Annotated in this window: 21 protein-coding genes; 6 read left to right on the top strand and 15 right to left on the bottom strand. The window is 49.8% G+C overall.

Features of this window, described 5'->3' with window-relative positions:
* Window positions 1–117: 117 nt before the first annotated feature.
* Window positions 118–1,134, bottom strand: a complete 1,017-nt coding sequence (ubiA, locus tag ACYSNS_RS05060) for a 4-hydroxybenzoate octaprenyltransferase (protein WP_461722059.1) — start codon at window positions 1,132–1,134, stop codon at window positions 118–120.
* A 91-nt stretch (window positions 1,135–1,225) separates the two neighbouring features.
* Here ubiA and purD point away from each other — a divergent pair, with 91 nt between their 5' ends.
* Window positions 1,226–2,503, top strand: a complete 1,278-nt coding sequence (gene purD, locus ACYSNS_RS05055; protein ID WP_461722058.1) for a phosphoribosylamine--glycine ligase — start codon at window positions 1,226–1,228, stop codon at window positions 2,501–2,503.
* Window positions 2,504–2,542: 39 nt separating this feature from the next.
* Here purD and ACYSNS_RS05050 read toward each other — a convergent pair whose 3' ends face one another.
* The 8 genes from ACYSNS_RS05050 to ACYSNS_RS05015 form a co-directional block, all read right to left on the bottom strand.
* Window positions 2,543–3,088 (bottom strand): YcxB family protein, encoded by a 546-nt coding sequence (locus ACYSNS_RS05050; RefSeq protein WP_461722057.1) that lies wholly within the window; start codon window positions 3,086–3,088, stop codon window positions 2,543–2,545.
* The gene (locus ACYSNS_RS05045; RefSeq protein WP_461722056.1) at window positions 3,089–3,649 is read right to left on the bottom strand and encodes a YcxB family protein; all 561 of its coding nucleotides are present in this window, start codon (window positions 3,647–3,649) and stop codon (window positions 3,089–3,091) included. It abuts the gene before it with no gap.
* Window positions 3,650–3,652: 3 nt separating this feature from the next.
* Window positions 3,653–4,060, bottom strand: a complete 408-nt coding sequence (locus tag ACYSNS_RS05040) for a GNAT family N-acetyltransferase (RefSeq protein ID WP_461722055.1) — start codon at window positions 4,058–4,060, stop codon at window positions 3,653–3,655.
* 85 nt (window positions 4,061–4,145) lie between these two features.
* A complete protein-coding gene (locus ACYSNS_RS05035) occupies window positions 4,146–4,688 on the bottom strand; it encodes a DUF6101 family protein (RefSeq protein WP_461722390.1) in 543 nt (180 codons plus the stop codon).
* Between the two features lie 148 nt (window positions 4,689–4,836).
* On the bottom strand, window positions 4,837–6,246 hold the full coding sequence (locus ACYSNS_RS05030) for an FAD-binding oxidoreductase (protein WP_461722054.1): 1,410 nt from the start codon (window positions 6,244–6,246) through the stop codon (window positions 4,837–4,839).
* A 4-nt stretch (window positions 6,247–6,250) separates the two neighbouring features.
* A complete protein-coding gene (locus tag ACYSNS_RS05025; RefSeq protein WP_461722053.1) occupies window positions 6,251–7,210 on the bottom strand; it encodes an L-threonylcarbamoyladenylate synthase in 960 nt (319 codons plus the stop codon).
* Window positions 7,207–7,878 (bottom strand): ribonuclease HII, encoded by a 672-nt coding sequence (locus tag ACYSNS_RS05020; RefSeq protein ID WP_461722052.1) that lies wholly within the window; start codon window positions 7,876–7,878, stop codon window positions 7,207–7,209. The genes ACYSNS_RS05025 and ACYSNS_RS05020 overlap by 4 nt, the downstream gene beginning before the upstream one ends.
* Before the next feature lie 173 nt (window positions 7,879–8,051).
* Window positions 8,052–9,203, bottom strand: a complete 1,152-nt coding sequence (locus ACYSNS_RS05015; protein WP_461722389.1) for a PA0069 family radical SAM protein — start codon at window positions 9,201–9,203, stop codon at window positions 8,052–8,054.
* A gap of 135 nt (window positions 9,204–9,338) precedes the next feature.
* Here ACYSNS_RS05015 and ACYSNS_RS05010 point away from each other — a divergent pair, with 135 nt between their 5' ends.
* Complete coding sequence (locus ACYSNS_RS05010; RefSeq protein ID WP_461722051.1) at window positions 9,339–9,845, top strand: hypothetical protein; 507 nt, start codon at window positions 9,339–9,341, stop codon at window positions 9,843–9,845.
* 132 nt (window positions 9,846–9,977) lie between these two features.
* Here the strand turns inward: ACYSNS_RS05010 and moaB are convergent, their stop codons facing one another.
* The 6 genes from moaB to ACYSNS_RS04980 all read right to left on the bottom strand — a co-directional run bounded on the left by moaB (window position 9,978) and on the right by ACYSNS_RS04980 (window position 13,759).
* Window positions 9,978–10,508 (bottom strand): molybdenum cofactor biosynthesis protein B, encoded by a 531-nt coding sequence (gene moaB / locus ACYSNS_RS05005; protein WP_461722050.1) that lies wholly within the window; start codon window positions 10,506–10,508, stop codon window positions 9,978–9,980.
* Window positions 10,505–11,431 carry a 4-(cytidine 5'-diphospho)-2-C-methyl-D-erythritol kinase gene (locus tag ACYSNS_RS05000; RefSeq protein ID WP_461722049.1) on the bottom strand — a complete coding sequence of 309 codons (927 nt, stop codon included), beginning with the start codon at window positions 11,429–11,431 and terminating at the stop codon, window positions 10,505–10,507. The genes moaB and ACYSNS_RS05000 overlap by 4 nt, the downstream gene beginning before the upstream one ends.
* A 2-nt stretch (window positions 11,432–11,433) precedes the next feature.
* Entirely contained in the window at window positions 11,434–11,619 is a 186-nt protein-coding gene (locus ACYSNS_RS04995; protein ID WP_461722048.1) for a hypothetical protein, read from the bottom strand.
* Between the two features lie 196 nt (window positions 11,620–11,815).
* Window positions 11,816–12,667, bottom strand: coding sequence for a S49 family peptidase (locus tag ACYSNS_RS04990; protein ID WP_461722047.1), 852 nt, complete (start codon window positions 12,665–12,667; stop codon window positions 11,816–11,818).
* 89 nt (window positions 12,668–12,756) lie between these two features.
* Complete coding sequence (locus tag ACYSNS_RS04985) at window positions 12,757–13,542, bottom strand: tRNA1(Val) (adenine(37)-N6)-methyltransferase (RefSeq protein WP_461722046.1); 786 nt, start codon at window positions 13,540–13,542, stop codon at window positions 12,757–12,759.
* The gene (locus ACYSNS_RS04980; protein ID WP_461722045.1) at window positions 13,535–13,759 is read right to left on the bottom strand and encodes a putative signal transducing protein; all 225 of its coding nucleotides are present in this window, start codon (window positions 13,757–13,759) and stop codon (window positions 13,535–13,537) included. Before ACYSNS_RS04980 ends, ACYSNS_RS04985 begins: the two co-directional genes overlap by 8 nt.
* A 256-nt stretch (window positions 13,760–14,015) precedes the next feature.
* On the opposite strand from ACYSNS_RS04980, the gene ACYSNS_RS04975 reads away from it, so the two are divergent.
* The 4 genes from ACYSNS_RS04975 (at window position 14,016) to glyS (ending at window position 20,212) form a co-directional block, all read left to right on the top strand.
* Complete coding sequence (locus ACYSNS_RS04975) at window positions 14,016–14,951, top strand: polyprenyl synthetase family protein (RefSeq protein ID WP_461722388.1); 936 nt, start codon at window positions 14,016–14,018, stop codon at window positions 14,949–14,951.
* A gap of 106 nt (window positions 14,952–15,057) precedes the next feature.
* On the top strand, window positions 15,058–16,806 hold the full coding sequence (locus tag ACYSNS_RS04970; protein ID WP_461722044.1) for a tetratricopeptide repeat protein: 1,749 nt from the start codon (window positions 15,058–15,060) through the stop codon (window positions 16,804–16,806).
* 167 nt (window positions 16,807–16,973) lie between these two features.
* Window positions 16,974–17,918 (top strand): glycine--tRNA ligase subunit alpha, encoded by a 945-nt coding sequence (locus ACYSNS_RS04965; RefSeq protein ID WP_461722043.1) that lies wholly within the window; start codon window positions 16,974–16,976, stop codon window positions 17,916–17,918.
* The gene (glyS, locus tag ACYSNS_RS04960; RefSeq protein WP_461722042.1) at window positions 17,918–20,212 is read left to right on the top strand and encodes a glycine--tRNA ligase subunit beta; all 2,295 of its coding nucleotides are present in this window, start codon (window positions 17,918–17,920) and stop codon (window positions 20,210–20,212) included. Before ACYSNS_RS04965 ends, glyS begins: the two co-directional genes overlap by 1 nt.
* Window positions 20,213–20,427 lie beyond the last annotated feature (215 nt).

Here is a 20,427-nt window from a genome sequence, read left to right as displayed (position 1 = left end):
CGATTGCCAACCGGCTCGAGCAAATTTTCCTGATATCGGATCATCGACATTGTCTAATCCGCTGTTTTCCCGCAATTCTTATCCTGCGGGTGCGTTTCACACTTTTCGTGAACTCCTTTAAAACATGCCCCATACAGCGCCCGCCGTTAAGCCTAAGAAAATTAGTGCGCCAACGGTCGAATTTGATTTAAACAATTGCAAGCACTGCCCGTCATTATCAATATCAATGATCTTGATTTGTACCAGCATATGGATTGCCGCCGCCACAAGGCCAAAATAAGCAATCCAAGGCACACCGGCACAATAGAATGCCATAGCAGCAAGAATGAGAAAACCGCTATAGAGCAAGACCAATGCCAGTTCGGTTTTCTCGCCGAAAAGCCGCGCGGTCGAGCGCACGCCAACAATCGCGTCATCTTCCTTGTCCTGATGGGCATAAATCGTGTCATAACCGATTGTCCACAAAACAGCGCCGACATAAAGCAAAACCGGCGCCCAATCCAGACGGCCAAATACAGCCGCCCACCCCATCAGTGCGCCCCAATTAAATGCCAGTCCCAAAAAGAATTGCGGCCAATCGGTCACCCGTTTCATAAACGGATAAAGCGCCACAATCGCCAAGGATGATATACCCAACACGATGCTGAAAAGATTGAATTGCAGCAAAACCAACAGGCCTATCAGGCATTGCAAGATCATAAATGCTTTGGCCTGAAAACGGGTAACCTGACCTGAAGGAAGTGGGCGTGATCGTGTCCGTTCCACCATATCGTCGATTTTATGATCGACCAGATCATTCCAAGTGCAGCCTGCACCACGCATGGCCATAGCACCGATCCAGAATAAAAACAGATACCAAATAGCGAGAGCCAAACCGGGTTTTACAGCAAGTTCCGATGCAGCATGAGCGGAAAATGCCATCGGTACTGACCAGAAACACGGCCACATCAGTAATTTCCAGCCTATTGGGCGGTCCCAACGTGCCAATTGGGCATAGGGCCAGAGTACACGTGGCAAAAAACGGTAAACCCAATGGTTCGAAGGCGCATCCATAACGCGCCCCTGGGTGCCGCGCTTTTGGACGCCTGACTCCATATCCGCTTGCGATGCGGCGAGATTTCTGGTGTTTTTCATCTGATCGGACCACCTTTTACCTTGAAGCGAAGGCATTTCATTTCTATGACAGTGCATCTGATTTACTCATCTTCGACGACAGGAGCAAGCAATGAACGTTCTTCTTATCGGTTCGGGCGGACGCGAACATGCATTGGCGTGGAAAATGAGTGCCTCACCCCTTCTCAAAAAGCTCTATTGTGCCCCCGGAAACCCTGGAACAGCGACACTGGCTAAAAATGTTGATCTTGATATTGGCAATCAGCAAGATGTGATTGCATTTTGCAAAAATAACGCCATCGATCTTGTGGTCGTCGGGCCTGAGGCGCCGCTTGTTGCGGGCCTTGCCGATCATCTGCGCGCAGCAGGCATAAAAGTGTTCGGCCCGAGTGAAAAAGCAGCACAGCTTGAGGGATCAAAAGGATTTACCAAGGATCTATGCCGCAATAATAACATTCCAACGGGAGCCTATCAGCGCTTTAACAATGCGCCCAAAGCAAAGGCTTATATTCGCGAGCAAGGCGCACCCATTGTCGTCAAGGCCGATGGATTAGCCGCCGGCAAGGGTGTTGTCGTGGCGATGAGCGTTGAAGAAGCGCTGGATGCGGTCGATGCCTGTTTTGAGGGCGCTTTTGGCGCGGCTGGCGTAGAAGTTGTTGTGGAAGCATATCTTGCCGGTGAAGAGGCAAGCTTTTTCTGCCTTTGTGATGGTGAGGCGGCCATACCTTTTGGCACCGCTCAAGACCATAAACGGGTGGGCGATGGCGATACGGGAGCCAATACCGGCGGCATGGGGGCTTATTCACCTGCTCCCGTCATGACTGACGAAATCGTTGCCCGCACGATGTCTGAAATTGTTGAACCGACAATGCGTGGTATGAAAGCCATAGGTGCACCGTTTAGCGGTGTGTTGTTTGTCGGCCTGATGATTACCGATAAAGGACCGGAATTGATCGAATTCAATGTGCGTTTTGGTGACCCTGAATGTCAGGTTTTGATGATGCGGTTGAAAAGCGATTTGTTGCCTTTGCTCATGGCCTGCGCGGATGGCAAGCTCGCCGGGCAAAAGCCTGAATGGTCCGATGAAAAAGCATTGACCATTGTACTTGCCGCTGAAGGCTATCCAGACAAGCCTGAAAAAGGCAGCATCATCCGCAATATTGACCAAGCAGAAAGCCTGCCTGACGTTAAGGTGTTCCATGCCGGAACAACGATCAAGAACGGCGAAGTTGTTGCCAATGGCGGTCGTGTTCTAAATGTGACCTCAATCGGGAAAACCGTCAAACTGGCACAGGAAAAGGCTTATGCCGCGGTTGATATGATTGACTGGCCACAAGGCTTTTGCCGTCGCGACATCGGCTGGCGCGCAGTTGAACGGGAAGACGCTTGAGCTTTTCCATCCGTTCCAAAGCGTATGGCTGGCAGGTTTTCAGCGCTTGTCGCGGCGGATGATCTCTCTTGTAAAAATGGTTCTTAGATCATCCAATTGTTCGTCAGTCATGACGTGTTTGGGCAAAATATTGAATTTTTGCGCTGAAATATACAGCGCGATAAATTCGGGGTATTCACGCCAATTATAAAACAGGCGGAACGGATACGTGCCTTTTATATAGGAACTGCGGATTGCTACCGCCTGATCATCCCATATCCAAGTTTGTTGAAGCCCGATCTGCTTGTCACCTTTGACAACGCGACGCGCCGTGTGCGGAATAAAGACGAAATAGTTCAACGCCCAAATTGCCAGTATGATCATCGCATAGACACCGGCAATTTTGAACAGAGCATTACCCCAGTAGTGGAACCAATTCTCGCCCTCAATAGCAATAAGAATGCCTGAAAAAAGCAGCGTACAAACCAACCAAAGCAGAAATAGACGCAGGAATACTCTCCCCGTAAGGGTATTGAGCCGGTAATGCGCCTTCAATGCATCAACCGCCTCTTTTTCATCCAGTTTGAAAACCAGTTGCCGTGTCATCTATTTCCTCCGGGCAGCAATAGCTCGTAAGCTTTCTATCTGTGGATTGTCAAATGTAGATTTTGGAAGCACGACAAGTTTCGTCGCAGTGACTTTTAAGGCGAAGAACTTATCGAACTCCCTTATTTCCAACATTTCGTCCCAAAGATATAAGGTTTCTTGATACTTGCCGCTTATCTCAATGGCTTCATCATTCCAACGATATCGTAATTCACAGGGCAGAAAACGGTCCTCGTTTCGCGCATTCAGGTTTTGTGCAGGAAGAATAAAAAATAGGAGAAAGCCATTGGCTGAAAAGCTTGCTGCAAATACGATCAGAAAAGTGGTTATAAAGACCACAGGATCCACGCCGCTCAGACTGAAATTGTTCAACAGATAAAAACTAACCAGGATCAAACCGAACATTATTAAAGTCATAAACAATGTTGATTTCAGGAACCGACCGATCTTGAACGTTCGCAACAAATATAAAAGGAAGAATCTTTTGAGCTGCATGGGTTCTACATCCTGACCAAAGGCTTCATGGCTAAAGTCAGATCTGGTGTTATCTTCCGCCATCATGTTTTAAGAAAGCCCTTTGAGCATCGAAATGCGGGGAAAGTGGGAAAGCAGGTTTTCCCTGTCCGGTATTTGGATGTCGTCATTTTCATTTACGCGAAATCCGTGCTTTTCATAGAGGTTGCGCGAAAATGCAACGTCACGAAACGTTGTCAAACTTAGCGTGTGAAATCCTTCGTCCGATGCGTAATCTTCGACATATGCCAACAATTCAGAGGCAGCGCCGCGCCTTTGGCAAGATGCAGCGACCGATAATTCAACGATATGCAACCGCAGGGAAAATTTTTGTGCAGCAAGAAATCCGATAATATGGCTGTCAATGAGGCAAACCCACTCTAAACCTTCAGCGATAAAGTGATTATGTGCTTGTTCATCCAAACCGGCTGCTTCCGCAATCCACGCATAATCAGGCACCGCCCGATAGATTTGCGCCGCCGATTTCTCGACGGCGATGAGCTGCGCTATGTCCGCAAATTCTGCTCTATGGATGAAAATACTATTAACCCAACATAACCTGATTGGCGATCACGAGGCGTAAGCCCAGAGAGCGTCCACGGCAACGCAGAAGAAAACTTTTCTGGAACTCTTCGCGCGGGCTTTTGCCAAAGAAATGCTGTAAAGGTGAGCGCTCGCGAACGGGTATGGCATTGCCTTCCTCATTCACCAGCAACATCGGCAAATCATAAGTATCAGCCCATAGGCGCCAATCTAGAAGCACGTCGTCAAGATCGCGTGAAACCAGAAGCGGGATGCAAGCCTCGCTGTCCTCATGGAGTAGCTCGAGCGATACGGCCTTATGTCCCGATGCCGTTTCAACAGCACGTGCCGCTACCCCTTTGAAATGGTGTGCTGGCACCAAACGCGATAAACCAGACTGCCCGAGTGCGTCATCCGCTGTTAACGAAGCCCCTCGCTCGTTAAGCGAACACACCATGGCATGACCGGTTTTGGGTGCAACAAATGCGACGTTCTGTGGTAGATGACAGGGATCCAGACGAAGTTCCAGCCCTGCTTTTGCTTGATTAGCCCATTGATTGGCCATAAAAATTGTCCCCAATGCTCCTGTTACCATGGGGCCACCTTAACCTGCTTTACTAATCGCTTTGTTAAAAGGTTAGGTTAAGAAACTCTTGGTTTGTTTATTGGTTATTGAATTGCAAACGCCGCTTTAAGGCAATATTCACCAATATTTACAGGATTTTTCCGGGGTTCATGATGTTTTTGGGATCAAAAAGCTGCTTAATCCCTCTCATCATGGCAATGGCGACGGGAGATTTAAATGCAATGAGCTCATCACGCTTTAACTGTCCTATTCCATGTTCGGCTGAAAATGCCCCATGATAACGCATGACCAAGGTATGGATATGATGGTTCATCATCGGCCAGAGATTGAGATAGGTCTGTTTATCCGCACCAATGGGCTGCGATACGTTATAATGCAGGTTGCCATCGCCCATATGGCCAAAACAGACAATACGCGCACCGGGCGCAATACTCTCAACGATCTCTGCAGCCTCAGCGATGAAATCCGGTATAGAGGAAACCGGCACGGAAATATCATGTTTGATCGAGCCGCCTTCGCGTTTTTGGGCGGGTGACATATCTTCCCGCAAGCGCCAGAAATCTGTTTGCTGTGATATTGATTGCGCAATGGCTGCATCCTCGATCAGCGTTTGCTCGAATGCAGTTTCAAGAATGCTTTCAAGAATTGTTTGCGCCTCACCATCGCTATGGGCGGATGAAAGATCGATCAAAACATACCAAGCATGGTCTTGTGTCAGCGGCGCCCTTATCTGCGGGGCATATTGCAGCGTCATCTGCATGCCTATCCGCGCCATAAGCTCAAAGCCGGTCAACATCGAACCGGCACGCTTTTGCGCCAAGGTCAGAAGCTCAAGTGCATGACGCGGACTTTTTAACCCGACAAAAGCGACGGCCTTGCCTTGCGGCTTGGGAAACAATTTCATCACCGCAGCGGTGATGATGCCGAGCGTACCTTCTGCACCAATAAACAGATCCTTCAAATCATAGCCGCTATTGTCTTTTTTGACAAAACGCAGATCATCAAGAATGCGTCCATCTGGCAAAACCACCTCAAGTCCGAGACAAAGTTCGCGTGTATTACCATAGGCGAGTACGGCCGTTCCCCCTGCATTGGACGATAGATTACCGCCGATCTGGCACGAACCTTCAGCGCCAAGTGATAAGGGAAAAAAGCGTCCTGCCTCTTCTGCTTTGGCTTGAAACGTTTGAAGGATGACGCCGGCTTCCACCAGTGCGAGATTGCCCTCAATATCGATAGAGCGTATTTTATTCATCCGCTCCATCGAAATGATGATGCTTTGTGATGTTTCATCAGGCTGCTGGGCGCCAACAAGACCAGTATTGCCCCCCTGCGGCACGACCGGTGTTTCCGTCTCGAAAGCCAATTTCATTATGTCCGAGACTTGCCGAGTGGAAGAAGGCCGTAACACCAGCGACGTACGCCCGTGATAAAGCCCCCGCTCTTCTGTCAGATAGGGAGCAATAAGTTCATCATCGATCAAAGCGTGTTTTGCCCCGACAATATTAACAAAACGGCTGATAAGATTCTTATCCATTCTTTCACCCCCTTGGCGCAGCTGCCCTTTGCAAGCGGTCGTTAATGGCTTCGCCCAAACCTGCAAACGGAATAGGCTCTACAGCAATACGTGTAACCGACGGCAGGTCCAGTTGTTTCAAATAATGAAAAAGATGAGCGGCAGCCTCTTTGAGGTCACCCGTTTCGCTTAAATTGAGAAACGCTACTGCCTGATCCGCATGGGCAATACGATGCGGGCCAAACCCCAACAGCGCTTCACCCGAGATAAGTTCTCCGACATTTAAACGCACCGGCGCGTCAGGTGCATAATGCGATTTTAACATTCCCGGTGCCTCAATGGCTGCACGCTGATCCATTCGCGTCAAGCTGAAACCGATGTATTCTTCAATCGTTTCGGCAGCCAGACCGCCGGGCCGCAACAAAAATACCTTATCATCGACCACCTTGATAATGGTTGATTCCACCCCGACTATTGCGGCCCCCCCATCGACGATGAGCGGCACGCTCGCGCCAAGGGATTCAAAAACCGCTTCAGCAGATGTTGGGCTGAGACGTCCGGAACGATTGGCACTTGGCGCAGCAAGCGGACGGCCGAGACGGCGGACGATTTCCGCAAACACCCCTTGAGGCTGCCTGATCGCCAAGGTTGAAAGCCCCGCAGTGGTCAGGGGATGGATCGGATGCGCCGGTTTCAAAGGCAATACCAAAGTCAACGGGCCAGGCCAAAATGCCGTCATCAATTCTTGCGATAACGGGTCAATATCAACAATCGTCGACGCCATTGCCATGTCACTGACATGGGCTATCAGCGGATTAAATTGTGGACGCCCTTTCACTGCAAAAATGGAAGCTACCGCATCGCCGTTGGTTGCGTCACCGGCAAGCCCGTAAACAGTTTCAGTCGGCAATGCCACGACCGATCCGGCGTGCAGCAATGTCACTGCCTGTTCAATGCAGTTTTCATGAAGTGGCACGATCGTCATGACAGATTTACCGTAAAACGGCCCTTTATCGGGGCAAAACTATAACGGTGCAAACCTTTGACCGGCCCTTCTTGTTCAATCGCGGTGCGATGAATGACTGTGGCGTAACCCGCATGTTTTTCGAAACCGTAAGCGGGATAGACAACTCCCGCGCGCTCCATCATCCGGTCACGAACAACTTTCGCAATGATGGAGGCTGCTGCGATTGACACAGAACGCTGGTCGCCTTTTATCAAAGCATCCGCCGAACAAGGCAAGCCGGGTGGAATATCTCGCCCATCGACCAGCACATATTGCGGCTGGATAGCAAGACCTGCAACCGAACGGCGCATGGCCTCCAATGCCGCTTTGCGAATATCCGTCCTATCTATCGCCGAAGCTGATAGACTGGCAATCGAGACCGCTATGGCTTTTTGCAGAATCTCTTCATAGAGTCTTGCACGCATTTTGGCCGACAATTTCTTCGAATCATTCAAGCCTGCCGGAATATGCGCTGCATCTAAGATGACGGCAGCAGTCACCACTGGCCCTGCCAATGGGCCGCGCCCAACCTCATCGACCCCGGCGACATAACGGCAGCCCGCAGCCAAAAGGCGCGTTTCAGCCGAAAAATCGGGCCGTAAAGGCAATTCATAAAACAACGGCAAATCGGTGGTGTTACGAGACATAGAAACGTTTTCGCACCACCACCGATTTTCCGCAAGTCCGACTATTCATGAGAAGGAAAAAATAGTCGGTGGGCGCTGATAAATGACAGAAGCCAAACCCAGAAAATAGAAAATGACTTAAAATAAACAGAAACTTAAAGAGCGTTCATGACCGAGCACAAAATGGCCTCGCTCTAAATCGGAAATAATGACAGCTGCTTGGATTGCGGAAGAGGAGGCTGAAACGATTCAAAAGACATTTTCAGCCGATTTTCTCCAAGTCCCAATCTTTCACGTGCCAAACGGAACCGCCGCGCAATGAGTTTCGCAAAAGGGCCATCACCGGTCATGCGGCTTTTCCAATCGGCATCATAATCCTTACCGCCACGCATATCGCGGGTTAGCTGCATGACGCGCCGGTAACGGTCGGGATATTCGCGTAGCAACCAATCCTTGAACAATGGTGCGACTTCGTAAGGCAGGCGCAGCATGACATAGCCAGCATCAACCGCACCATATTTTTTTGCCGTTTCCAAAATTGTTTCCAATTCGTGATCATTAAGCCCGGGGACAATCGGCGCAACCATGACAGATACCGAAACACCCGCATCAGCCAATTGCCGGATTGCTGAAAGGCGGCGTTGCGGTGTTGCGGCACGCGGTTCCATAGACCGCGCCAGCCTGCTATCAAGTGTGGTAACAGATAGCGCGACACGCACCAGTTTCCTCTCTGCCATTTTTGCCAGAATATCCACATCACGCACAACCATCGCAGACTTGGTTACAATCGCAACCGGATGGTTTGCCCGGTCCAGCACCTCCAATATCTCACGCATGATTTTCCATTTTTTCTCAATCGGCTGATAGGGATCAGTATTGGTACCGATTGCAATTGTTTTGGGCTTATAACCGGGCTTGGAAAGCTCACGTTCAAGAAGCTTTGCAGCATCCGGCTTGGCAAATAATTTTGTTTCGAAATCCACACCGGCCGAAAGCCCCATATAAGAATGGGAAGGACGGGCAAAACAATAAATACAGCCATGCTCACAACCGCGATAGGGATTGATCGAACGATCAAAAGCAATATCCGGCGACTGGTTTTGTGTAATGATGCTGCGTGCTTTCTCAATCTGAACATCGGTTTTTAACGGTGTGATATCATCCAGATTATACCAGCCATCATCAAATTGGCTCACCGAACATGTTTCAAACCGACCGGCGGGATTAAGCGATGCGCCACGCCCCTTCACCCGATCTTCATGCAGGCGCAAGGCGCAATCACGCATAAGCTGGTTCGCACCGCAGCTTTTTGTGTCGCCGAAGGCCGCTTCATCGGCTTGCGCCATGGCTTTTACCAATGTCTGATCAATCACAGCCGTATCCAAAAGAAAAATCCTTCTTGCTTAATACCATTGCGCACGGAACAAAACAAGAACAAAAATCAAGATGTCATTTGCTCAAAATTGATTTATGGAAAAGTGATGATCAGCGTCCTTATCCACTGTGATGAAACTATTGCGCCTTTGGCCGACACTTTATCCATGTTGGTAAGTGGTGCTGTCTTCGGCATTATCGGTGAAGTTGTTCTTTGGTCGGAAAACAATCATCCACACCTGTCGCAAATTGCCGATGATACCGGCTGCACCTACCGTATTGAAACCGATACATCTGAGATTGTCGCATCGGCAAAAGGCCCTTGGTTGCTTTTTCTAAATTCCGGCGACCGATTGCTTGACCAATGGAAAGAGATTGTCAGACGACATATCGAAACCGAACGCGCAGCGGCATGCTTTCAAAACATCTCGGCGCAACGGATTTTATCATGGCGTCGGTTGTTTGGTTTGAACAATCCGTCCGCAGCCGGCCTCTTGGTGCGCAAAGACGCGCTGCCTGCCGTAAAAAGCAGTCAGAACCAACAAGCGATTTGGGTAAAAAAGCTCAAACCGATATGTTTGCCAGTCCAAATGCTTTCCGCACAAAGCCATTAGCGCATTTCCAACAAAAGTTGACAGACTTTTGTGTCAGGATAATGCGACAAAACAAAAAGTTAGAGTGCAACCATGCCTCAATCAAAAATGGATTCACTCTCGTCAATCCATTTCTATCAAAATAATGCGTCTCTAACGTTCGTTCAGCCTTGGCATCAACAAAACCAGATTATGCGGCTGCTGACGGCTGTCTAGCTCACCTTTCAGGATATTGTCCCAAGCATCTTTACATGCCCCCGTCGACCCGGGCAGACAAAACACAAAAGTTGAATTGATAAGACCGGCTGTCGCACGTGACTGGATCGTGACCATGCCGATCGTTTCAAAAGATACTTTATGAAACATTACGGAAAAGCCATCCATCTTCTTTTCGAATAACGGTTCGATTGCTTCAGGCGTGATATCTCGACCGGTAAAACCCGTACCGCCCGTGGTAATGATAATCTGGATTGCCGGATCATCTGCGAAAGCTTGGACTTGTGCCCTGATATCGGCAATCTCGTCGCGCACAATCGCACGCATGGCCAGATGATGTCCGGCTTCTTTGATACGCTTTTCCAATATGTCGCCGGAACGGTCATCCAATGTTTTTCGTGTGTCGGATATTGTCAAAACAGCGATATTGAGCGGTTGAAAGGTCAGGTTTTCATCAATGGTGTTCATTTCGCGTTCGCTTCTTTGGATGATTTGGGGCGGCTGCCAACGGTTTCCACTGCTTTGACAAACCAATGCGGCTGTTCTGCATGGATTGCGGCAGCCGCCGATTTGGCAGAATATATGTCTGCATAGATACCAAAGCATGTGGCACCAGAACCGGACATGCGCGAAAACAAAGCATGATGCCTGTTCAGCGACGCCAAGACGTTTGCAAGCTCCGGGGCAATCGTAAGTGCGGGTTGATAAAGGTCATTACGCGTGTTGTGCAAAGACTGTATGAGATGGTCAACGCTGTCCAACTTCATGGGCAAAAGGTCTAGCGCAGGATTATCTTTTCGCGGCAGCGTTTTAAAAATTTCCGGCGTTGAAATTTCCTGGCCATGATTGACCAATACCAAGGCGATTGATGACGCATCATCTAGTCTTCCCAGACGCTCGCCGACACCTTGCACAAAAAGCGGCGTATGGCTGCGTAACACAGAAAGGCACATTGGCACGTCTGCGCCTAATGTCAGGGCCATTTCCATCCAAGTGGATTGCGCGCAATCTATCTTCCATTGCTGCCCCAACAATTGAAGAACACCAGCGGCATCACCAGACCCTCCACCGACACCTGAGGCGATGGGCAGGTTTTTCGTCAGTTTAAGAAGACAAGGACGGGCTTTTTCAGGAAATTTATGTGCCAAGAGACGACGCGCTTGCGTGACCAGATTGTCAGCATCAGCTGACAGCCCGCTGGCATAAGGGCCATCAATTTCAAAACCGTCCGTTTGTGCGGGAAGATATGTTAGAACATCGCCATCAAGGCTAAAATACACCAAACTTTCAAGAAGGTGGTAGCCATCTGGCCGCTGCCCGACAACATGCAGCGCCAGATTGATTTTAATTGGCGTAACAAGATCCGTTACGCCTTTGTCCGGTCCCTTCACGTCTAATCACGCTCGACGTAATATTCTCCGGTTTTAGGGTCCTGCACCAAAGTGCCCTTGGCCCCATTCTGTCTTTCGGCTTCCGCCCGTCTTACACGCTGGGCGACACGCTGCGATTCGCGTTTAAAGGCGCGATAGGCATAAAGTGCCGCTGCACAAATCAGACCATATATAATCAGTCTAGCCATTTTCTGTCCTTTTGCTTTCGCAACTATCATTAAACTGTCATTGAGACCAAATTAAGCCTAAATGCGACATAAGTCCAAATAAATATCAGCCTTTAGAGCGCTTTTCGACCTGATGCTATCCGGCCGGTGCGTCTCAAGCTGTTGATTTGTCGCGGTATCTTATTCGATTGATGATTCATATCAATCGGGAACGGCTCTAAAGGCCATAACGCGACCATAATGTGCGTTCTTGTGCAGAAGCTACAACACCGTCAACCGCTGCCCCGACAATCGAAGCGGAAATTCCGGCTGGAGCCTTGCGCCCCAAAAGCCCGCGCGAGGCCGAAATCAACTTCATCTTGGCATCCTTGCCGTAGCGCTTTTTGATAACCGAGCGCAAGTCGGCCAGCTCATCGACGAGACCAAGCTCTTTACCCTTGGTTCCAGTCCAGAACATTCCGGTAAACAACGTGTCATCATCTCTCAGTTTGGCCCCGCGCCGCTCTTTGACCATGCCGATGAATGTCTCATGGATTTCAAGTTGCAAGGCTTTCAAATGATCGATATCGGCTTTTTTCTCCGGTTGGAATGGATCAAGCGACACCTTGTTTTTACCCGCTGTATAAACACGTCTTTCAACGCCGATCTTTTTGAGAAGTTCCGGAAAACCGAATGAAGAGGATACCACGCCGATGGAACCGACAATCGAAGACGGGTCTGCGAATATCTCGTCGCCCGCGCAAGCAATCATATAACCGCCGGAAGCAGCAACATCTTCGACAAAGACCAGTACCTTCTTGTTTTTCTCTTCTGCCAGATCGCGAATGCGGCGAAAGATCAGACGGGATTGCACCGGTGAACCACCCGGTGAATTGATAGCGATCGCAACCGCTGGCGCCTCTTTATCGGCAAAGGCTTTTTCCAACAAAGCAGCACAAGAGCCAAGCGACAAGGTTTGGCGCAAAGGCGACGAGGCGTCCATAATCATACCCTGCAACCTTACCACCGGTATTTCCACCGCATTGGAACGAAACCGACGTGGAATGAAACGCTTAAGAAAACCGGCCAAAACTTGAACTCCTCGAAAAAATGCCATGCCTGTCAATCAGACAGGCCCGAATTGCATTTAAGAACTAATTCGCAAAACGCAAGATTTCGTTAAAAAACATCCCAAAGGCTGCCGCGCCCATTATTGACCGCGTCTACCCTTTCCATAAACTCATGGCCGCCATTTTGGTGCATGATAAGCGGCGGCAATAAAGCCAGCGGTGCGCGGCTTGCACGTTTTGCATGAACGAGAAGTCGGATGGCAGCCGATTCCACCCGCGGATGCAGCGGAATAAGTTTTACCGCTCCGAAACGGCCATCAAGTGCGGCGAGTATTTCTTCCAGCGATTGGGGGCGCGCAATCATGCCGACATAACCGCCCGGTTTCACGATCGCGGCCGCGGTACGCAACCAGTTTTCAAACATATCTTTCGGCATAACATGCGCCTCAGCCTTGATATCATCTGGTGTACGGCGGTCCGAGGCAAGATTGAAAGGCGGGTTCATAATAGCAAAATCAAAGGCATTATCACCCAAGCCAGCCAGCGACCGTTCCTTTCCCCGCAATGTTACATCGGCTTGCAACAGTTGCATGCGTTTGCTGAGCAGAAGATTATGCGGCAAGGCACAGCTTTTTCTTGCATATTCCATCATAAAGGCCGACCGCTCGACCAATGTTACTTTCGCATTCTCGCAACGCGACGCAACCGCGAACCCCGCAGCCCCCGCTCCTGCACCCAGATCGACCAGATGACCGCTGAAACCTTGTGGCACAAGACCGGCAAGCAGCATGGCATCCATTCCCGCACGGTGGCCATTGGCACGCGGCTGCACCAGTTGAAATCCACCGCGGTGAAATTCGTCGATTGTATGTGTTTCGGCTGAAAAGTCAGGCATCGCGCAGCTCGTCTGAAAGACCGGCATCAACGAGGATCTGTATCGCCTCGTCCGCGCGCTTTTGGTCAACCAAAAAGCGCCGCTGGATAAAGCCCATAGAGCCTTCTGCAATACTTGTGTGGGCATCGGCAATGAAATAGACAATGCCTGCCTCTTTCATGAGGCTTTCGGCAAAAGAAAGCAAAACCACATCATTGGTGCGTATCAATTCTATCATACATTCTATTTGCCATATTTTAGCCGATTGCGGCACCCGGTCGCAGTCGAAAAAAGCTATTTTCCCAAAATATTGTTAGAAACGCGGTATCTAAACCGGTAAGAACGCTTGAGTCGACGCACGCGCTTCTTTATGGTGCGGCCGAAAATACAGGATTGCTGTAGGAGTGAACGCATTGGTTGCTGCTAAAAAACCGGATCAGACATTGAACAGTCAGGCTTCTGTCCAGCCGCTGATTGATCTCACCAAAACCGACATGGACCGCGTCAATCAATTGATTCTATCCATGGCTGGCTCTGATGTCGACATGATACCGGAAGTATCCAACCATTTGATTTCTTCAGGCGGAAAAAGATTGCGTCCGATGATGACCTTGGCCTCTGCCCGCATGTTTGGCTATGACGGCGAAGGACATGTCAAACTTGCAACCTCTGTCGAATTTATGCACACGGCAACGCTTCTTCATGACGATGTGGTTGATGAAAGTGATATGCGCCGCGGCAAATCCACAGCCCGGATGATCTGGGGCAATCAGGCCAGTGTTCTCGTTGGAGATTTTCTGCTAGGGCAAGCCTTCAAGATGATGGTTGAGGTTGGTTCCATGGATGCACTGTCCGTGCTTGCCAATGCAGCCGCCGTTATCGCGGAAGGCGAAGTCATGCAGCTTGCTGCCGCCAAGCATATGGAAACGACCGAAGAAGAGTACCTCAAGGTTATCAATGCCAAAACAGCGGCACTTTTTTCAGCTGCCGCAGAGGTCGGGCCGATTATTGCAGGTCTTGGTGAAAAAGAGCGCGCCGCGCTTCGTGACTATGGTACAGCCCTCGGTCTTGCGTTCCAGCTCGTTGATGACGCGCTTGATTACGGCGGCAATGCTGAGAACCTTGGAAAAAATACCGGCGATGATTTCCGCGAGGGTAAAATCACCATGCCGGTCATCCTTGCCTACGCACGCGGCGACGCGCAAGAAAAGGCTTTTTGGAAACAGTCTCTGGAAGCGGGCGAAAATGATGATGCAGCGCTTGAACAGGCGTTATCTTACATGAAGAAGCATAATAGTTTGAGCGACACGATTGTTAAAGCACGCAGCTACGGTGCCCAGGCGTCATCTGCCTTGGCACCGATCAGGCCCAGCACAGAAAAGGATGCGTTGCTTGAAGTAATCGATTTTTGTATTTCGCGCGTCAATTAAGCTTCGCACAAAATTTATCAACAGATCAGGATATTTTTCCACAAATTGGCCGATTATGTCCTATAAGAATCGCTAGCCTATTTGAATGTGGAAAAGGATCATGCCTATGCAGCGTGCAAAAGTAACCCGCCTCATTGCGCTTTTGACTGCGGGAACGATGCTTATGACATCGACCGCCATAGCCAAAAAAGAGGAAGCAGCCGAGGCAGGTTCTTTCGCCGGTGCCTATCTTGCAGGACGCGTTGCAGGCAGTGATAACCACATGGATCTTGCTGTCGCCTATTTCAAACAGGCGCTTGCCTACGAACCCGACAATGTCCCCATGCAACAGGATATGCTTTTAACGCTGCTTTCGGTAGGCGACTTCAAAGAGGCCGTAGCACAGGCGCGAAAACTCAAAGGCAATAGTGATGTCGACCGTTTTGTAAGGCTGACATTGGCAAGCGATGCATTTATAAAGAAAAGTTACAATAGCGCCAAAACCGAGCTGAAGTTTACCCAACCATCGGATATGGATACGCTTGCAGCCGGCCTGATGGGCGCATGGGCGACCTTTGGGCGGGGCAACCGCACCCAAGCCATTGACGAGGTAAAAAAGCTTCTCGGCCCTGTCTGGTATGACCTTTTCTTAAGCTATCATCTGGCTTTGATGAGTGATCTTGCCGGCCGCAAACAGGAAGCCGCGAGATATTTTAATCAGGCACTCAACGACCAGCAGGGTGGCGTTGCCGCACCCGATACATATGAGCGTGTTATCGTCGCCTATGCTTCATTTCAGCTGCGCAACAAACAGCGCGAAGACGCGCTGAAAACCTTGCGTGAAGGCGAAAAGCTTCTTTCAGGCCGCGATGCCTTGAAGAACATACGTCAAAAGGTCGAAAAAGGCGGTACTATCGACATGCTTGTAAAAACGCCTCAGGAAGGCGCAGGCGAAGTCTTGTATGATTTGGGCACAGCCATCAATCGTGGCGGTGCAGAAGCATTTGCACGCATCTTCCTGCAATTATCTTTGGCTTTGCGCCCCAAAAACGATGCGACTTTATTCCAATTGGCCGATATTTCTTCAAAACTTGAAGAGCACAACCGCGCCATTGCGCTCTATCGCGAAGTACCAGCCAAGTCTCCGTATTTCCGCGATGCCGAACTGCGTTTGGCACTCAGCCTCTCGGACTCTGGTGAAAACAGCGAAGCGATCACCCATTTAACAGCGCTTGAAAAGGAATTTCCGGAAGACCGGCGGATATCTATGGCCTTGGCCGGCATTTACATGCAGGACAAGGCATTTGACAAAGCGGCAGGTGTTATGGATCGCGCAATCGCGCAGATTCAACGGCCGCAAAAAGAAGATTGGTTGATGTTCTATCAGCGCGGTATGGCCGAGGAACGTTTGAAACAGTGGGACAAAGCGGAACCGGACTTCCGCAAGGCGCTTGAACTGTTTCCCAATCAGCCGCAGGTGTTGAACTATCTTGGATATTCGCTGATCGACCGCAATGAAAAGCTTGATGAAGCTTTGAACATGGTCAAAAAAGCAGTCGATCTGCGACCGCAGGACGGTTACATCGTCGATTCACTTGGCTGGGCCTATTATAAACTTGGGCGTTATGATGATGCGGTCAAAACGCTTGAAAACGCGATCAAGTTGCGCCCTGAAGATCCAACTATCAACGATCATCTGGGAGATGCTTACTGGCAGGTAGGACGTAAGCTCGAAGCCACGTTTCAATGGAACCATGCCATAGCAGGAAAACCTGAACCGGAAGAGCTGGAAAAAATACAGCAAAAGCTGAAGTCCGGTCTCAAAACTTCGTCAGCTGCGGCAGATGATAAAAAAGCCGATGCCGGACAACCTTGAAGATATAGAACAAACAGATGTTTGGCAAAAGGGTGGTCGAAGCTTGCATATTGCGGTTTTGATCGGCCACCTCCCTTGACCATCAGCACTTGAAAGAATAGACCTTTTGCCAAGACCGCAAATATATTTGCGGGTTGTTTTCTGATCAACTTTCAAAGGGTAAATCCGTGAGCCTGCCCGAACATCTAAATCCAAAACGCTCTTTTCAAGGACTCATTCTCACCTTGCAGAATTACTGGGCGCAATATGGTTGTGCTATTTTGCAGCCCTATGACATGGAAGTGGGAGCGGGTACATTCCACCCCGCAACAACGTTGCGTTCGCTGGGGCCAAAACCTTGGAAAGCGGCCTATGTCCAGCCTTCCCGTCGGCCGACTGATGGTCGATATGGCGAAAACCCGAACCGTTTGCAGCACTATTATCAATTTCAAGTGCTGTTGAAGCCGTCACCACCGGATTTACAGGATCTTTACCTGGGTTCGTTACGCGCTATCGGGCTAGATACAACGCTTCACGATGTCCGCTTTGTCGAGGATGACTGGGAAAGCCCGACACTGGGTGCCTGGGGCCTTGGTTGGGAATGCTGGTGTGACGGTATGGAAGTTTCGCAATTTACCTACTTCCAGCAGGTTTGCGGTATTGAATGCTCACCGGTATCTGGCGAGCTGACTTACGGCTTGGAACGTTTGGCGATGTATATTCAGGGTGTAGACAATGTCTATGACCTTAATTTCAACGGCGGTGAAGGCGCGGATCGTATCAGCTATGGTGATGTGTTCCTGCAGGCAGAACAGGAATACTCCCGTTTCAATTTCGAGTTTGCCGACACGGATATCCTACACCGCCACTTCATTGATGCCGAACGCGAATGTGCCGCTATTCTCGACGCTGGCGCACCCGATGCGGCTGGTGGATTGCACCTATGTGTCATGCCTGCCTATGACCAGTGTATAAAAGCCAGCCATGTTTTCAATTTATTGCAGGCACGCGGCGTCATCTCCGTCACGGAAAGACAAAGCTACATCTTGCGGGTGCGTGATCTGGCGCGCCGCTGTGGAGAGGCTTTCCTTTTAACCGAAGCCGGTGGCGCAAATTTTAACGGAGAAGCCTGATGCCCGATCTTCTTCTTGAACTCTTCAGCGAGGAAATTCCCGCACGCATGCAGCGAAAAGCTGCGGGTGACTTGAAAAAACTTGTCACCAATCAATTGGTCGATGCCGGTTTGACCTATGAAGCGGCACGCGAATATTGGACGCCGCGCCGTCTGACACTGGATCTGCGTGGCCTGACACCACGCTCAAAAGACGTCCATGAAGAACGTAAAGGGCCAAGCACCAAAGCGCCGGAACAAGCCATTGCCGGATTTTTACGCTCCGCCGGTCTTTCCGATATCAGCGAAGCGGAAATTGTAAGCGATCCTAAAAAAGGTGATTTTTATGTCGCAAAAATCATCAAACAAGGACGCAGCGCAGAACACATTATTGCAGAGATCATACCCAATATTGTGCGTGATTTTCCATGGCCCAAATCGATGCGTTGGGGCAAACAATCGTCTGACGCCAACGCTTTGAAATGGGTGCGCCCACTACAGAACATCCTTTGCGTTTTTGGACCGGAAACGGGCGAGACCGAAGTTATTCCTTTTGAAGTTGGTGGTCTTCACAGCAACAACTTAACCTATGGCCATCGCTTTCTCAGCGACGGTCAGCCGATCAAAGTGCGACGCTTTGACGACTATGTCACGCGCCTCGAAGCTGAAAAAGTTATCCTCGACGGTGAACGGCGTAAAGACATTATTCTCGCAGATGCAAGAAACCTGTGCTTTGCCAAGGGATTAGAACTGGTTGAGGACGATGCCCTCGCTGATGAAGTATCCGGTCTTGTGGAATGGCCGGTCGTTCTGATGGGGGAATTTGAGGAAGAGTTTCTTGCCATTCCGCCTGAAATCATTCAGTTGACCATACGCGTCAACCAAAAATGCTTTGTTACCCGTAAACACGGCGAAGACAGCAAGCTTTCCAACCATTTTGTTTTGGTATCCAATATCATCGCCCGTGATGATGGAAAAGAAATCGCCTTTGGCAACGGCAAGGTCGTGCGTGCACGCTTGTCTGATGCGCTATATTTCTGGCAAACAGATCAGCATGATCTGCCTGACATCGAACGGTTGACATTGTCGGCTGAAAAGTTCGGCCTCGATCTTAAAAAACCGCTCGATCAGCGCATGGCGCGGCTTGACCATTTGAAGGTGACATTCCACGCTAAACTTGGGACACAAGGGGCACGCGTTGAGCGGATTGCCACATTGGCGAAAACCATCGCGCCATTGGTACATGCCGATGAAGATTTGGCTCAGCGTGCCGCACTTCTCGCAAAGGCTGATTTGCAGACTGAAGCCGTTGGTGAATTTCCAGAATTACAAGGCGTTATGGGTCGCAAATATGCATTGCTGCAAGGCGAAGATGCTAAAGTAGCAGAAGCGATTGAAGATCATTATAAGCCCCAGGGCCCGACAGACCGCATTCCGCGTGAACCGGTGGCTATCGCTGTCGCATTGGCCGATAAAATCGACACTCTGGTTGGTTTCTGGTTGATCGATGAAAAGCCCACCGGCTCCAAGGATCCCTATGCGTTGCGCCGTGCTTCACTCGGCGTTATCCGCCTCCTTATGGCGCGCGACTGGACGATCAATTTAATGCCGCTTTTCCAGCAGGCGATTGCCCAGCTTTCTCGTCATACAGTCGAACGCGCCTTGGAGTTATTTGAGCAACGCCTTAACGAAGAACAGGCCAAAGATATCGATGGCGCACAAGATGTTTCACTGGCGTTGAAGAATGAAGAAAAGAAACTGGAACACGAAATTGCCGATAAGACGCAACCTGTTCTCATTGACCTTCTAGCCTTCTTCCACGAACGTCTGAAAGTCTATCTGAAGGATGAAGGTGCCCGCCATGATGCTATTGACGCTGTTTTGACTAACGATGCAGATGATTTGCTTCAGGTTGCCCGGCGGGTGGAAGCACTGATCGCATTTATCAATGGCGATGATGGCGAAAACCTTTTGGCGGGGACAAAACGTGCCGTCAATATTCTCGAAGCTGAAATGAAAAAGGCCACCCCGATCGCTAAAACGGTGGATGCGGATTTGTTCATTGAGGCTGAGGAAAAGTTGCTTTTCGAAGCGATCAAACAGGCAGAGAGCAAAGCACAATCCCATATTGACGCCGCTGATTTTTCCGGTGCTTTGATCGCGCTGGCGCTTCTGCGCAAGCCAGTTGATGCATTTTTCGATAAAGTGCTTGTCAATGATGATAATGCTGCGGTGCGGGCTAACAGGCTGGCGCTTCTCGAACGCATCCGGTCTGTCACCGGTCGGGTTGCTGATTTCTCGAAGTTGGCGATTTAGAGCATTTCCAGAAAAAGTTGACTCAGCTTTTTCGTTGGACAATGCGACAAATAAAAAATCTGGAGCAAATCTATGCCCCCAAAAAAGAAGATTTGCTCTAGAGCGGTTCCCGATTGATGTGAAACATCAATCGGATAGGATACCGCGACAAATAAAAAGCTTGAGACGCGTTGGCCTGATGCAATCAGGTCGAAAAGCGCTCAAAGCGGTGCTGT

The sequence above is a fragment of the Bartonella sp. LJL80 genome (assembly GCF_054871565.1).
This window is presented reverse-complemented; position numbering and strand designations above follow the sequence as displayed.

What these genes read in the sequence shown, in the direction of transcription:
- ubiA (WP_461722059.1), bottom strand. Translation starts at nt 1,134, where the DNA reads ATGAAAAACACCAGAAATCTCGCCGCATCGCAAGCGGATATGGAGTCA.
- purD (WP_461722058.1), top strand. Translation starts at nt 1,226, where the DNA reads ATGAACGTTCTTCTTATCGGTTCGGGCGGACGCGAACATGCATTGGCG.
- ACYSNS_RS05050 (WP_461722057.1), bottom strand. Translation starts at nt 3,088, where the DNA reads ATGACACGGCAACTGGTTTTCAAACTGGATGAAAAAGAGGCGGTTGAT.
- ACYSNS_RS05045 (WP_461722056.1), bottom strand. Translation starts at nt 3,649, where the DNA reads ATGATGGCGGAAGATAACACCAGATCTGACTTTAGCCATGAAGCCTTT.
- ACYSNS_RS05035 (WP_461722390.1), bottom strand. Translation starts at nt 4,688, where the DNA reads ATGGCCAATCAATGGGCTAATCAAGCAAAAGCAGGGCTGGAACTTCGT.
- ACYSNS_RS05030 (WP_461722054.1), bottom strand. Translation starts at nt 6,246, where the DNA reads ATGGATAAGAATCTTATCAGCCGTTTTGTTAATATTGTCGGGGCAAAA.
- ACYSNS_RS05025 (WP_461722053.1), bottom strand. Translation starts at nt 7,210, where the DNA reads ATGACGATCGTGCCACTTCATGAAAACTGCATTGAACAGGCAGTGACA.
- ACYSNS_RS05020 (WP_461722052.1), bottom strand. Translation starts at nt 7,878, where the DNA reads ATGTCTCGTAACACCACCGATTTGCCGTTGTTTTATGAATTGCCTTTA.
- ACYSNS_RS05015 (WP_461722389.1), bottom strand. Translation starts at nt 9,203, where the DNA reads ATGGCGCAAGCCGATGAAGCGGCCTTCGGCGACACAAAAAGCTGCGGT.
- ACYSNS_RS05010 (WP_461722051.1), top strand. Translation starts at nt 9,339, where the DNA reads ATGATCAGCGTCCTTATCCACTGTGATGAAACTATTGCGCCTTTGGCC.
- moaB (WP_461722050.1), bottom strand. Translation starts at nt 10,508, where the DNA reads ATGAACACCATTGATGAAAACCTGACCTTTCAACCGCTCAATATCGCT.
- ACYSNS_RS04995 (WP_461722048.1), bottom strand. Translation starts at nt 11,619, where the DNA reads ATGGCTAGACTGATTATATATGGTCTGATTTGTGCAGCGGCACTTTAT.
- ACYSNS_RS04985 (WP_461722046.1), bottom strand. Translation starts at nt 13,542, where the DNA reads ATGCCTGACTTTTCAGCCGAAACACATACAATCGACGAATTTCACCGC.
- ACYSNS_RS04980 (WP_461722045.1), bottom strand. Translation starts at nt 13,759, where the DNA reads ATGATAGAATTGATACGCACCAATGATGTGGTTTTGCTTTCTTTTGCC.
- ACYSNS_RS04975 (WP_461722388.1), top strand. Translation starts at nt 14,016, where the DNA reads ATGGACCGCGTCAATCAATTGATTCTATCCATGGCTGGCTCTGATGTC.
- ACYSNS_RS04970 (WP_461722044.1), top strand. Translation starts at nt 15,058, where the DNA reads ATGCAGCGTGCAAAAGTAACCCGCCTCATTGCGCTTTTGACTGCGGGA.
- glyS (WP_461722042.1), top strand. Translation starts at nt 17,918, where the DNA reads ATGCCCGATCTTCTTCTTGAACTCTTCAGCGAGGAAATTCCCGCACGC.